The sequence below is a fragment of the Pseudomonas sp. NFPP02 genome, from assembly GCF_900119355.1.
Lineage (GTDB): Bacteria > Pseudomonadota > Gammaproteobacteria > Pseudomonadales > Pseudomonadaceae > Aquipseudomonas > Aquipseudomonas paracarnis.
This window is the reverse complement of record NZ_FPJI01000025.1, coordinates 12,819-27,246: the sequence shown is the minus strand read 5'-3', so window position 1 is coordinate 27,246 and position 14,428 is coordinate 12,819. Positions and strand designations below refer to the sequence as shown.

Genomic DNA, 14,428 nt, shown 5'->3' with positions numbered 1-14,428 from the left:
GGCGACAACCTTGCCTACGTGATCTACACCTCCGGCTCCACCGGTTTGCCCAAGGGCGTGGCGGTGGCTCATGGGCCGTTGGTGGCGCATATCATCGCCACTGGCGAGCGTTATGAGACCTCACCGGCCGATTGCGAACTGCACTTCATGTCCTTCGCCTTCGACGGTTCCCACGAAGGCTGGATGCACCCGCTGATCAACGGCGCCAGCGTGTTGATCCGTGATGACAGCCTGTGGCTGCCGGAATACACCTACGAGCAGATGCATCGCCACAACGTGACCATGGCGGTGTTCCCACCGGTGTACCTGCAACAGTTGGCCGAACATGCCGAGCGCGACGGCAACCCGCCGGCAGTGCGGGTGTACTGCTTCGGTGGTGATGCCGTTGCTCAAGCCAGCTATGACCTGGCGTGGCGAGCGCTGAGACCCAAGTACTTGTTCAACGGCTATGGGCCGACGGAAACCGTGGTTACGCCGTTGCTATGGAAGGCACGTAAAGGCGACCCCTGCGGAGCCGTTTACGCGCCAATTGGCACGTTGTTGGGTAACCGTAGTGGCTACGTGCTCGACTCTCAACTGAACCTGCAACCTATCGGCGTGGCCGGCGAGTTGTACCTGGGCGGCGAGGGCGTGGCCCGGGGTTATCTGGAGCGTCCGGCGTTAACCGCCGAACGCTTCGTGCCGGACCCGTTCGGCAAGGCCGGCAGTCGCGTATATCGCAGCGGCGACCTGACCCGCGGGCGTCCGGATGGCGTGGTGGATTACTTGGGGCGTGTGGACCATCAGGTGAAGATTCGCGGTTTCCGTATCGAACTGGGGGAAATCGAAGCGCGCTTGCGTGAGCAAGCCAGTGTCGGTGAAACCGTGGTGGTGGCCCAGGAGGGGCCGACCGGCAAACAACTGGTGGCCTATGTCGTACCACTGGACCCGACGCTCCTGGGTGATGCTGTCGCTCAATCAAACGGTCGCGAAACCTTGCGGCGCGCCTTGAAAACCCGCTTGCCGGACTACATGGTGCCGACGCATTTGATGTTCCTTGAGCGTATGCCGCTGACCCCCAACGGCAAGCTCGACCGCAAGGGCTTGCCGCTGCCGGATGTGAGCCAGATGCAGCAGGTGTATGTGGCGCCCGAGAGCGAGTTGGAGCAGAAGATCGCCGCGATCTGGTCCGATGTGCTACGCCTGCCACAGGTGGGCCTGCATGATAATTTTTTCGAACTGGGCGGCGATTCGATCATTTCGATTCAACTGGTCAGCCGCGCCCGCCAGGCCGGTGTGCGTTTCACGCCCAAAGAGTTGTTCCAGCATCAGACCGTGCAGAGCCTGGCGACGGTCGCGAGGGAAGGCGACGGTGTGGTGCAGATGGATCAGTCGCCGCTGACTGGCGATTTGCTGCTGTTGCCAGTGCAACACAGTTTTTTTGCCGATGAGATTCCCCAGCGTCATCACTGGAACCAATCTGCGGTGCTGCAACCGCACCAGCCGTTGCAGGTACCGCTGTTGTTGGCCGCACTGCAGGCATTGATCGTGCATCACGATGCCTTGCGCAGCACCTTTGTCGAGGGCGCACAGGGCTGGAGCGCGGCCTACCGTGGTCCGGATCAGCACCAGGCTGAACAAGTGCTATGGCAAACCACATTGAACAGCGTCGAAGAACTTGAAGCCTTGGGCGAAGAGGCCCAGCGCAGCCTCGACCTGGGCGCGGGCCCGTTATTGCGTGCGGTGTTGGCGCAGTTGGCCGACGGTTCACAGCGCTTGTTGCTGGTGATCCATCACTTGGTGGTGGACGGCGTGTCGTGGCGCATCCTGCTTGAAGACTTGCAAAGTACGTATCAGCAACTGGCCCAAGGCGCCCCTGTGACGCTGCCAGCCAAGACCAGCGCCACCCGCGTCTGGGCTGCTCGCCTGCAGACCTACGCCCACAGTCCGGCGTTACAACACGAGCTGGCTTGGTGGCAGACGCAATTGCAGGGCAGTCCGGTCGGTTTGCCGGGCGCCGATCCACAGGCGAGCCTGAGCAACCAACTGGCCCTGAGTGTGAGCACACACCTGGATGCCACCTATACTCGGCGCTTGCTGCACGACGCGCCGAGTGCCTATCGCACCCAGATCAATGACCTGCTGTTGACTGCCCTGGCGCGAGTTATTACGCGCTGGAGCGGCGAGGCTTCGACGTTGATCCGGCTTGAAGGTCATGGCCGCGAAGATCTGTTCGATGACATCGACCTGACTCGCACTGTCGGTTGGTTCACCAGCCTTTACCCTGTGCAACTGGTACCGGCCGATTCCCTGGCTGCTTCCCTCAAACGCATCAAGGAGCAGCTGCGAGCCGTGCCCGACAAGGGCCTGGGGTTCGGTGCCCTGCGTTACCTGGGTAATGCCGCAACGCAACAGGCGTTGGCGGCCTTGCCGCAGCCACGTATCACCTTCAACTATCTGGGGCAGTTCGATGCCAGCTTCGACAGCGGCGAACAGCCAGGACTGTTCACGCCGACCGCTGATGCCAGCGGTGCCGAGCAAAGCCCGCAGGCACCTTTGGGCAACTGGCTGGAAATCAACGGTCAGGTCTATGGTGGCGAGCTGAAGTTGAACTGGAGTTTCAGCCAGGCGATGTTCGGTGAAGCAACCGTCAAATGCTTGGCCGACGACTATGCCTTGGAACTCAAGGCTCTGATTGATCATTGTTGTGAGTCGGCGCATCAGGGCGTGACGCCGTCGGACTTCCCGTTGGCGCGGTTGTCCCAGGACCAGTTGGATGGCTTGGCACTGAACGTGGCTGAGGTCGAAGACCTGTACCCATTGTCACCCATGCAGCAAGGCATGCTGTTCCAATCGCTGTACGGCGAAGGTTCGGGTGACTACATCAACCAGATGCGCATTGATGTGCAGGGCCTGGATGTGGCGCGCTTCCACCAGGCCTGGCAGGTGGCGGTGCAACGCCACGAGATCCTGCGTAGCGGTTTTGTCTGGCAGGCGGAGCTTGAACAGCCTTTGCAGGTGGTCTACAAGCAGGTGCGCCTGCCGTTTATGGCGTTGGATTGGCAGACCCGTAAGGACTGCAACCAGGCCCTGGATGAGCTGGCCGAGTCGGCACGCACCCAGGGTTTTGTCCTGGAGCAGGCACCGCTGTTGAGCTTGACGCTAGTACGCACGGGGGCGACGAGCTACCACCTGATCTACACCAATCACCATATTTTGATGGATGGCTGGAGTGGTTCGCAGCTGTTCGGCGAGGTGTTGCAACAGTATGCCGGTGAGCCGCTGCCAGCGCCCACCGGGCGGTATCGCGACTACATCGGCTGGCTGCAGGCACAGGACAAAGCCGTCAGCCAGGCGTTCTGGCAGGCGCAACTGGTCAACTTGCAGGCGCCCACGCGCCTGGCCGGTGCCGTAGAGACTGAGGTGGATGCGGCCCAGGCGGTCAATGGCGAGCATCGCTTGAGCCTGGATGCTGCGCAAACCGAACACCTCAAAGCCTTCGCCCAACGTCACAAGGTGACCCTCAATACCCTGGTGCAAGGCGCCTGGTTGTTGCTGTTGCATCACCACACCGGGCAAGCCACCGTAGCATTCGGCGCCACGGTAGCAGGGCGTCCGGCGGAACTGCGTGGGATTGAACAGCAGGTCGGCTTGTTCATTAACACGCTGCCGGTGGTGGCGACGCCGGATGCGCAAATGTCGGTCAGCCATTGGCTGGAGCAACTTCAGCAACAGAACGTTGGCTTGCGTGAGCATGAACACACGCCGCTGTTCGAGATCCAGCGTTGGGCCGGGCTGGGTGGAGAGGCGCTGTTCGACAGTATCCTGGTGTTCGAGAACTACCCGGTGTCTGAGGCGCTGGAGCAGGGGGCACCGTCGGGGCTGCGTTTTGGCGCAGTGCACAGCCTGGAACAGACCCACTATCCATTGACCGTGTTGTTGGCTATAGGCCAGACACTGGGCTTGGAGTTCAACTACTCCCGCCAGGCTTTCAGCGGCGCGCATATCCAGCGCTTGGCCGAGCACTTCCAGCAGTTGCTGCTGGCCCTGGCCAGTGACGGCAGTCAACGCCTTGGCGCGTTGCCCTCAGTGGCGCAGGCCGAGCGGCAGTGGGTATTGCATGATTGGAATGCGACTGCGGTGGATTACCCGCTGGATCAAGCGGTCCACACGCTGATCGAGGCTCAGGTGCTGCGTACACCGGATGCACCTGCCTTGATTTTCGCGGGGCAAGCCTTGAGTTACAGCGCGTTGAACGCCCGGGCCAATCGCCTGGCGCATCGCTTGATGGCGGCCGGGGTTGGCCCGGATGTGCTGGTGGGGCTGGCGGCAGAGCGCTCGGTGGAGATGGTGGTTGGCCTGTTGGCGGTGCTCAAGGCCGGTGGCGCTTATGTGCCGCTGGACCCCGAGTATCCTCGTGATCGCCTGGCCTACATGCTGCAGGACAGTGGTGTGCAACTGCTGTTGACCCAGGCTCATCTACTGGCGCAACTGCCGGTTCCCGCCGGTGTACAAACCCTGGTGCTGGAATGTGGCGATACCTGGCTGGAAACCTTCAGCAGCCACAACCCGAATATCCCGGTGCACGGCGAAAGCCTTGCCTATGTGATCTACACCTCCGGCTCCACCGGTCAGCCCAAGGGCGCTGGCAACCGCCATATCGCGCTGACCAACCGCCTGTGCTGGATGCAACAGGCATATGGGCTCACGCCGCACGACAGCGTGTTGCAGAAAACTCCGTTCAGCTTTGACGTGTCGGTGTGGGAGTTTTTCTGGCCGCTGATGACCGGCGCGCGTCTGGTAGTGGCGGCACCGGGCGATCATCGTGATCCAGCCAGGCTGGTACGGCTGATCAACGAGCAACAGGTCACCACCTTGCATTTCGTGCCTTCCATGTTGCAAGCGTTCTTGCAAGACGCGGCGGTTACTTCATGCCAGAGCCTGCAACACATCGTTTGCAGTGGGGAGGCGTTGCCTGCGGATGCCCAGCAACAGGTGTTCGTCAAATTGCCCCACGCCGGCTTGTACAACCTGTACGGCCCTACCGAAGCCGCTATCGACGTAACCCATTGGACCTGTGTCGAGGAAGGTCGCGACGCCGTACCTATTGGCCGACCCATTGCCAACCTGGGCTGCTACGTGCTGGACGACAACCTGGAACCTGCGCCAGTGGGCGTGCTGGGCGAACTGTATTTGGGCGGTATTGGCTTGGCGCGGGGTTATCACCGCCGTGCGGCACTTACCGCCGAGCGGTTTGTGACCGACCCGTTCGGCAGCGGCACACGTCTGTATCGCACCGGTGACCTGGCGCGTTATCGCGACGATGGCGTGATTGAATATGCCGGGCGCATCGATCACCAGGTCAAACTGCGCGGCCTGCGCATAGAGTTGGGCGAAATCGAAGCGCGCCTGCTGGAGCTCGACAATGTCCGCGAAGCCGCGGTGCTGGCGGTGGACGGTACCCACCTGGTGGGTTACCTGGTGCTGCAACAGCCCCTTGAAGAGTGGAAGGCAGGGGTAGTTGCACACCTGGCCGAGCAGTTGCCCGACTACATGGTCCCGGCGCAGTGGGTGGTACTGGCGCAGATGCCGTTGAGCCCGAACGGCAAGCTGGACCGTAAGGCGTTGCCCAAGCCAGAGGCTCACGGTGCCGCGCAATTCCAGGCGCCCGTTAGCGAGATCGAGCAGCAAATCGCAGCGGTCTGGAGCGAGGTGCTGGAGGTGGAGCGCGTAGGGCTCAACGACAACTTCTTCGAGCTCGGTGGCCATTCATTGCGAGTGTTGATGCTCAAGGAGCGAATTCGCAAGGTCAGCGGCGTGAACCTGTCTGTCAGCCAACTGATGCTTAACCCTACTGTGGCGGGACAGGTCAAATGCCTGCAGGGCAATAGCCGGTCTTCGTTGATCGTCAAGCTCAACCAGCAGACGCAAGGCACGCCGTTGTTCCTGTTCCACCCAAGCTTCGGCTCGGTGCATTGCTACACCGCGATTGCCCTGGCCTTGCGCGAGCAGCGCCCGGTGTTCGGGGTCATGTGTCGTGCCTTGGCCGAATTGGGCGCCACGGTGCCGCAATGGCAGGTAATGGTCGAGGACTACACCGCGCAATTGTTGGTGGCCCAACCCGAAGGCGCGTTCCGCGTGGGTGGCTGGTCATTGGGCGGCAACCTGGCGATGGAGGTCGCCTACGGCCTGGAGCAAGCCGGCCGAGAAGTGGAGTTTGTCGGCTGGATCGACGCTGCGCCGCCGCAATGGGTCACACCCTATTGGGACGCAGTGGTGGTCGAGGACGCTCGCGAGATCTCAGCCAATGAGCGCCGCGCAGCGTTGCTGGGGGTTATGTTTCCTGAGTTCGCCGAGTCCATCCAACACGCCTGGCAGCAATGCCAACGGGATAGCGAGGATGAAACGGGACAATGGCGGGAATTTGTGAATTGGGCTGAACAGTCTTTGGGCGAAGCCTTCACGGTGATCAAGGATGAATTACTGCGTGGCAATGAGGCGCAGATTTCCTGGGACGTTGACCGGGCACTCAGTGAGCGTTTGCTGCAAGCTGACTTCAAGCCGATCAAGGCGCCCGTCACTTGTTGGTGGGCGTCCATGAGCCGGGCAGGGCGCTTCAAGGACCTGATCGAGCAGCAAATGGCAACGGTGATCAGCCAAGGGCGCATCGAGCGCTCAGTGATGATTGAGACCGATCATGATGGCATTATCGACAGCGCGGTGTTTATCAGCAGTTTGGTAGAGGCGTTGAGGTAAGCCGCCGCTCAATCACAAAAACCCGGATCCAGTGTCCGGGTTTTTTTATGCTCCAATCCCTCTTCGCCAGTATCTCTGCACGCCCAAAAAAAAGCCCGGTGAGCATGGGGTGCTCACCGGGCGTTTGATCGATCGACGCGTGGAATCAGAAGTCCCAGCGCGTGCTGACCATCACATTACGTGGCTCACCGTAGGCGGCCGAGTTATAGAAGCCCACGTTGGTGTAGTAAGACTTGTCGAAGATGTTGTTGAAGTTGACGGTAGCCGACAGGTTCTTGGTGACCTGGTAGCGGGTCATCAAATCCACCAACCAGTAGGACTCCTGGGTGATGTCCTGGTTTTTCTCAAGTGGCCCGTTCCAGATCTCGTTCCAACCTTTGGTCTGCCAGCGTACACCGCCACCGATGGTGAACTTGTCCAGGTCGCCCTTGAGTTTGTAGGTGGTGTTCAGGTTGACCTGATGCTCGGGTTCGAAGGTGGAGAGTTTCTTGTCGTTTTCGTCTCGTACGATCTTGTGGGTGTAGCCACCTTGAAGTTGCCAGCCTGGGCTCAACTCACCGGAAATTTCCGCTTCGTAGCCTTTGGTGACGGCCTTGGAGCTCTTGAACGCCCAGTTGTTCGGGGCAGGTGTCTGGTTGTTGTAGGCGTCATCCGAGATGGGGCGATTAGTCTCATGCACTTCGAAGTAAGCGATGCTGGTGTTGAGGCGGCCATCGAAAAACTCGCCCTTGAGGCCCAACTCGTAGTTCTGCCCTTCGTCTGGCTCCAGCAGCTTCTCGTTACGGTCCTTATAGGTGCTTTCCTGAGGTTGGAAGATATCGGTGTAGCTGGCGTATACCGAGAAGTTGTCATTGAGGTCGTAGATCACACCGGCGTAAGGAATGAACCGCCCGGTTTCCTTGTAGGAAGGGTTGTTGCCAGTCACGTGATAGTTGGCCACGCGCCCACCCAGGATCACGTTCAGGTCGTCAATCACGTTGAAACGCGCGGTCAGGTAATACCCGGTTTGACGGATAGTGTCGTCGATGTGCTGTTGGGCAGGACCGTAGATAGGCTTGGCGATATGGCCGTTCCAGTTATAGAAATCGACCTTGTTACCGCCAGGCCATTCCGGCGACCAGTACCCCTTGCCTTGCCAGCGTGAAGTGCCGATCGAGCCGCCCACCACCAGTTCATGCTCGCGGCCAAACAGGCTGAAAGGGCCGGTGGCGTAGAGGTCGGCCGAGGTGCTCTTGGTCTCGCCGGTGTATTTCTGCCCGTTGATCTCAGCGGTGCCATCGGCTGCCGGCTGGACGAATTGGATCGAACCCAGATCGGCGTGGTAGCCGTTGATCTTGTGGTCGAGCTGGAATTTGGTCACCCAGCCGTCGCCCAGGTCATGCTCGAGCATGGCAAAGGCGGTACGCGTGTTTTGCTCCCACGAGCTCCAGGTGGTGCCGTTGTTGTAGGAGCGCGGCATTTTGTTGATGCTGCCATTGGAGTTGACCAGCGGGAAGGAGCCGGACCAACTGGAACCCTGCGGAATGTTGTCCTGGTAATCGAAGCCCACCGTCAGCATGGTATCGGGAGACAGGTCGAACTCGGTGATGCCGTAGTAGGTTTCGGTCTTGCGCGAGTAGTGGTCCATAAAGGACTTCTTGTCCTGATACGCAGCCACCGCACGGCCACGGATATTGCCGCTGTCGGTCAAGGGGCCACTGACATCCACTTCGCTGCGGTAGTTGTCCCAGGAACCCGCCCCCAATTGCACATGGCCCTTGAATTCCGCGGTTGGCTTCTTGCGGATCAAGTTGATGGTCGCACCCAGGGAACCGGCACCGTTGAGCAGGCCGGTAGCGCCCTTGAGGACTTCAACACGGTCGTAGATCGCCATGTCGCTCAGGGTGTTGCCCGCCGAATAGCCGACGTTACGCACAGTCGATGGAATACCGTCGTACTGGAAACTATTGACCGAAAAACCACGGGAATAGTAGTTGGTGCGGTCGGAGTCGTAGGCGGAAACGGTGATGCCCGGCGTATGGCGCATCACGTCATCCATGTTGTTGAGGCCAAAATCCTCGATGTGCTGGCGAGTCACCACAGTGATCGACTGCGGAGTTTGCCGTGGGGTCAACGTCAAACGTGTAGCCGTGGCAATCGTGCCAGGCGTGTAGGAACCAGAACCTTCGGTGACGTTGCCCAAGTAGTTGGCGGTCACTTGCGTCGGGCTCAGCTCCAGCCCACCACCGCTGCCAGCAGCAGTGACGGTCAAGGTGTTGCCGTTGAGGTTATAGGTAGTCTGGCTACCGGCCAGCAATGCAGCTATGGCCTGCTGCGGCTGCATCTTGCCCTTGACGGCGGGGCTGTTCTTGCCCTGCACATCGCCCGGGCTGTAGAGCACTTGTACATTGGTCTGGCGGCCAAATTCCTGCAGTGCGCTCCCCAGCGACTGCGCAGGAATATTCAACTCGATCTCCTGGGCCTGCACATAGCCTGCAATCGGCATCGACACAGCCAACGCCAAGGCACTGGGCAAGAGGTTGATGTTCAGGGCCCGGCGCATAGATAGCGCTTTGCTCAGGGGGCTGAGACCGAGTCGTGCTGGCATGGATGCTTTCTCTTCTATGTTTTAAGTGGGCAATTCTAAGTGTTTATTGAGGTTGGTTCTCATTACCACTAGTGAGACGTTCCTACTTCGCAAAACCGGAAAAAATTATTCCGGTACTTCATGCAGGCTCCATCTCATGCACCACCTGACCGGCGCGCAGGCGCACCAGATGATCGGCGATGTCGAAATAACGATCATCGTGGCTGATCACGATGATGGTCTTGCCCAGGCGTTTGAGGTCCGGCAGCAGCTCGGTGTAGAAGATGCGGCGGAAGGCCGGGTCCTGGTCGGCGGCCCACTCGTCGAACACCAGTACCGGGCGCTCTTCCAGCCAGGCATTGACCAGGGCCAGGCGCTTGCGTTGGCCGGTGGACAGGTCAGTGGTGCTGAACACGCCGTCCTTGACGCTGACCTTGTGCGCGATTTCCAGGCGCTCAAGGTATTTGGTGGCGCTGTCCAGGGACTGGGTGGCGCTGCCTTGTACCAGGTCATCGAACAAGTAATAGTCAGAAAACACCGTGGTGAACAACTGGCGATAATCGTCGCGCTCTGGGTCGGTCACCGCTGTACCGTTGAGCAGGATCTCACCCGCCTGAGGTGGATACAGGCCCAGCAGCAGCTTGATCAGGGTGGTCTTGCCGCTACCATTCTCGCCCACGACAAACACGATATCGCCTTGCTTGATGCTCAGGTTGATCGGCCCCAGGTGGAACGGTTGGCTGCCTTCAACCGCTGGCGGGCTATAGCTGACGCCGCGCAGTTCGAGGCTGTTGACCACAGGCTTCGGCGCTTCACTGTCGTCCATCAACAAGTGGGGCTCGGGCGAAGAAAAGCGCTCCGACAGTTCGCTGATGCGCCCAAAGGCAATCTTCGCCTTGCCAACGACGGGCAAATAGCCCAGCAGGTGTTCCAGCGGGCCTTTCATATACAGCAGTACCAGCACGAAGCCGGTAATCACGGTGGGGTCGGGGTTGGGATTGTAGGCCTGCATCGCCAGGGCCAGGCCAATGACCACGAAGAACAACATCGAGCCAAAGGTCTTGGCCAGGATATAGATGTTGACCGAACGCACCTGGATATCGCTGATACGGTCTGCGGTTTCCTGGATGCGGTGGGTGTTCATGCGAAACCGCCGCGGACGGTGCATGCGCAGTTCCTTGGCTCCCGAAGCAATCGCATTGTAGTAACGCTGCAATTCATCTTCGTGGCTACGGGCCAGATCGAAGCCCTGGATGCCTTTGCCGCCCGCGATGAATTGCACGGCGCTGCCGATGATGATTGCGACCACCATCATCAGGAACATCGGCACGGACAGGTAAGCCAGGTAACCCAGGCATCCCAGGGTAACGGTGGCGGCGATGGCCAGGGGCGTGAAGGCAAAGGAAAAGTCGCTGATGGTGTCCACGTCGTGGGTCAGCACCGGGATCAGGCGGTGAGAGCGATATTGCTCGATCTGCCCGATGGGCGCTGACAGCACCTTTTCACCCAGGTCCTTGCGCAGGGCGGCAATGATCCGTTGCCCGACGTAGTTGGTGCCGATGTCGGAAATGATCGAGCTGACCAGCGCCACCACGCACAACGCGGCGAAGGTTAACACCACACCCTGAGTCATCCCCCCCGCCGAATGCAGGGCATTGTTAATCGTCGCCAACAGCAAGGTAATGGCCAGGCCGCCCGCCATGCCAAGGGCGACGGAGACCGTCACGATGGTGCGAAAGGGCCTGAGCAATGCGAGCAAACCTTTGAAGGCGCCGCGCTTGGGGTCGGTCATAAATACTTCCCGGAAAGTGAAAAGAGGGGGCTGGGCACACAGACCCTTACCCATGACAAACGAAGCTGTGGCGTGACTATTTAGCGCGGCATGCCGGGCGGTGGCAGTGAGCGATAAATTGCCCGGGGCCTGGTTCGTTCTTGTTCTGTAGGCGCACGTGTATCAATGCCGTGCGTGGCCCTTTGAGCGAGAGCGAAACACATGATGAAAAAGAACCTGGTGTATGTCTGGTCCCTGAGAAACGCCGCCGCCGACAAGGCGGGGCAGCCGGTGGCCTATAAAGACCACGAGCGCTATATGAAATCGGTGCTGGAGTTTCTGGTGGGCTCGCTCAACGACACGTCGCTGGGCGAGGCTTACAACCTCGTAGGCGTGGTGTATGACGACGATGAGCACAACCCGCGGGACCAGCAGTTGGTGGCGGACTACGGCTTCGCCTACCAGCCGGGTCGCCAGTGGCTGTACCCGGCGGACTTGCGTGTGCAGGGCACGTTGGTCAACGACCTGCTGCTCAGCGTGCCGTCGACCTATCGTCGCCTGCCACGAGGCAGCGCCGAACATGTCGCCGGCAAGCAGGATTTCGAGCGTCGCCTGCATGACACCCTGGTGGAGTTGAAGGCTGACATCGTGGTGCTGGATGGTTTGCTGGTGATCCTCGACGAACTGGTGCGCCCGGGTGCGACGTTTGCGCGGCGCATCATGAACATTCATCCGGGCATCACCCGCCTCGAGTCGCCTTACGAGCGCCGTGGGGCGTACGCCACCTGGAATGCGCTGTACGGCGCACGTGGGCAGGCGATCACCGACTGGGCAACCAAAGCGACTCAGGCGTGCGAGCCGTTGTATTGGACCGGTGCGTCATTCCACTACGTGGATAACGGCATCGACTCGGGAGAGGTATTCCACGACGTGCTCAAGACCCAGATTTCGCCCGAAGACACCATCCTTGAGTTGCGCTGGAACAACTTCAACAACAGCCTGTTCCCGGCGCTGCATGAAGGCTTGGAGCTGTTGGCCAAACAAGGCTGAAAACACTCCAAAGGCGGGCGCGAACCTTGTAGGAGCGAGCTTGCTCGCGAAAAACGTCAACGATGACGGGTACTTCCTGAGTAAATGCGGCGTCTATGAGTTTTTCGCGAGCGAGCTCGCTCCTACAAGGTATTAGAGCTCGCGCACGACCCGAAAGCCGATCCAGTCCCCGCGCGTCTGCGGGTAGATGTTGTTGCGATTGCCCGAGCGTGAAAACACCGGCGCCTCGCCCCAGTCATTGCCGCGAATCTGGTAGGCCTCGCAGTTGGGCTCCACCCAGGCGCTGCCATCAGTTGGCGCGCCGACGTAGTTCGGATGCTCGCAATCAGCCACCCGCTCATACACATTGCCGTGCATGTCATACATGCCAAAGGCATTCGGGGGGTAGCTGCCCACGGGCGACGAATAGCTGTAGCCGTCCGCCGGGCCGTAGGTGTTGGCGTGCTGGGCGATGCTGTAGCCCTTGCCTTCGTCGAACGGGAAGGGGAACGGGCCGGTGGTGCCGGCGCGGGCGGCGTATTCACGCTGGGCTTCGCTGACCATCTGGTACGTGTGCCCGGTCTTCTTCGACAGCCAGCTCACGTACTGCTTGATGTCGTCCATGTCCATGCACACCGCCGGCTGCCGTGGCCCCTGGGGATAGCGCGGCTTGCTGGCGATGCATTCGCGGCCGGGGCGGTCGTCGCCATTGGCGATCTTGACCCCGGTCTGGCGCACGTAGCTGTCCCATTCGCCGGCGGTGACATGGAAGCGGCTCATGGCGAACGGCTTGGCGAAGGTCACCTCGTGCATCGGGCCTTCGTCAGGCTCGCGGCCCACTTCGTCGTCCGGCGTACCCATGGTGAAGGTGCCGGCGGGAAGCACCACCATTTCCGGGCAGTCCTTGCAGTCTTTGAAGACCTTGCCCGGTTGTGGGGCAGCGGCCTGGGCCAGGCCGGGCAGCAGGGCGCCGCACAGGGCGGTGAGTGCCAATGCGGTGAGCGGTTTGAGTCGGGATGGCATCATGGAGGCGTCTCGTTCAAAGGGAAAAGGGGTCATAACCGCTGGCTCAGCAGGGTCATGAAGCGCTGGATCTCATCGGAGTTGTTAAGCAGGCCCGGCGAGGTACGAATCACCGGGCCAACGTCACGGTCCACCGCGTCCACCACCACGCGGTTTTTCATCAGGTAGGCCGCGACGGCATCGCTGTTCTGATCCTTGACCCGAAAGAAAGTGAATCCGGCTGACAGGTCGGGGCTGCGCGGTGTCACCAGTTCGATCTGCGGGTGGGCCAGCAGTTGGTCCTTGAGTTCGGTGTTGAGGGCATGGATGCGTGCCTGCACCGGCGCCTTGCCCAGTTGCAGGTGCAGCTTGAAGGCTTCGTCGGCGGCCCAGCGATGTTCGAAGGCGTGATAGCCGCCGGGCGTCATGGTCGTGGCGAAGTTTTTGTCTTCGGAGAAGGTCGGAATCATCGGTGTGACGTATTTGTTTTCGGTCTCGCGGGCGCATACCAGGCCGGTGCCGCGCGGGCCGAACATCCATTTGTGAGTGCCGGCGATGAAGAAGTCGCAGTGCATAGCGGGGAAGTCGAGGTCTTCCACGCCGAAGCCATGCACACCATCGACGATATAAAGCAGGCGGTCCGGCTCATCGCGGTTGCGGTTGTGTTCGTCCACCAGCTTGCCAATCTCACCGATGGGCAGTTTCACGCCGCTGCCGGACTGCACCCAGGTCATGCCCAGCACGCGGGTGTTGGGGCGAATGTTGCGTTGGATGTTGCCCAGCACTTCATCGGCCGAGACCTGATTGGGGTTTTTGAACAGGCGTATCTTACGAACCTGGGTTTGCTCCTTGCGTACCCGGAAGTCCAGGCTGAACGCGGTGGCGTAATGCTCATGCACCGTGGTCAGGATTTCCTGGTCGGCGCGCACCTTGATCCCGCCATAGATCATCGCCAGCCCTTCGGACGTGCTGCCGGTGAGGGCGATCTGCGCTGGCGTGGCGTTCAGGTAGCGGCCGGCCCACTCGCGTACCTGGCCCTCACGCTTCCAGGTTTCCTGCAGGTCCCAGTCCATGGCCAGGCCAGGGTTGCGGTCGATCTGTTGGCGGTAGCGTTCGATGGCCTCGCGCACGGGCCTGGGGTGCGAGGCCACCAGAAAGTTGGAAAAATGCAGGTAATTGGGGTCCTGGTTGAACAGTTGCTTCAATCCCGTCCATGGGTCGTTCGTAACAGCGGCTACTGCCTGAGGCAGCAACGCGGTGCCCAGCGGCAGGCTCGCGGCAAAGACGCCGGCCTGCTTGAGAAATGTACGGCGGTCGGTCATGGA

General features: G+C 60.5%; 6 protein-coding genes. 2 read left to right on the top strand and 4 right to left on the bottom strand.

Going from position 1 to position 14,428, the window contains the following annotated elements; translation table 11 throughout:
• Positions 1-6,735: non-ribosomal peptide synthetase (locus BT204_RS26760; RefSeq protein ID WP_139271556.1), on the top strand; the 6,735-nt coding region annotated here is incomplete at its 5' end.
• Positions 6,736-6,880: 145 nt separating this feature from the next.
• Here the strand turns inward: BT204_RS26760 and BT204_RS26755 are convergent.
• Together BT204_RS26755 and BT204_RS26750 are read right to left on the bottom strand one after the other, a co-directional pair.
• Positions 6,881-9,277 carry a TonB-dependent siderophore receptor gene (locus BT204_RS26755; protein WP_269835541.1) on the bottom strand — a complete coding sequence of 799 codons (2,397 nt, stop codon included), beginning with the start codon at positions 9,275-9,277 and terminating at the stop codon, positions 6,881-6,883.
• Positions 9,278-9,440: 163 nt separating this feature from the next.
• Positions 9,441-11,093, bottom strand: coding sequence for a cyclic peptide export ABC transporter (locus BT204_RS26750; protein WP_034127740.1), 1,653 nt, complete (start codon positions 11,091-11,093; stop codon positions 9,441-9,443).
• A gap of 201 nt (positions 11,094-11,294) precedes the next feature.
• Between BT204_RS26750 and BT204_RS26745 the strand changes: the two genes are divergently transcribed.
• Entirely contained in the window at positions 11,295-12,122 is an 828-nt protein-coding gene (locus BT204_RS26745) for a formyltransferase family protein (protein ID WP_072448871.1), read from the top strand.
• 132 nt (positions 12,123-12,254) lie between these two features.
• Here the strand turns inward: BT204_RS26745 and BT204_RS26740 are convergent, their stop codons facing one another.
• Both BT204_RS26740 and BT204_RS26735 read right to left on the bottom strand, forming a co-directional pair.
• Positions 12,255-13,127, bottom strand: coding sequence for a dihydropyoverdine dehydrogenase (locus BT204_RS26740; protein ID WP_034127738.1), 873 nt, complete (start codon positions 13,125-13,127; stop codon positions 12,255-12,257).
• A gap of 29 nt (positions 13,128-13,156) precedes the next feature.
• Complete coding sequence (locus BT204_RS26735; protein WP_072448869.1) at positions 13,157-14,425, bottom strand: pyoverdine-tailoring periplasmic protein PvdN; 1,269 nt, start codon at positions 14,423-14,425, stop codon at positions 13,157-13,159.
• Positions 14,426-14,428 lie beyond the last annotated feature (3 nt).

Bases quoted from the DNA above. Each gene is read 5' to 3' on its own strand.
- BT204_RS26755 (WP_269835541.1), bottom strand. From the start codon at position 9,277: ATGCGCCGGGCCCTGAACATCAACCTCTTGCCCAGTGCCTTGGCGTTG.
- BT204_RS26750 (WP_034127740.1), bottom strand. From the start codon at position 11,093: ATGACCGACCCCAAGCGCGGCGCCTTCAAAGGTTTGCTCGCATTGCTC.
- BT204_RS26745 (WP_072448871.1), top strand. From the start codon at position 11,295: ATGATGAAAAAGAACCTGGTGTATGTCTGGTCCCTGAGAAACGCCGCC.
- BT204_RS26740 (WP_034127738.1), bottom strand. From the start codon at position 13,127: ATGATGCCATCCCGACTCAAACCGCTCACCGCATTGGCACTCACCGCC.
- BT204_RS26735 (WP_072448869.1), bottom strand. From the start codon at position 14,425: ATGACCGACCGCCGTACATTTCTCAAGCAGGCCGGCGTCTTTGCCGCG.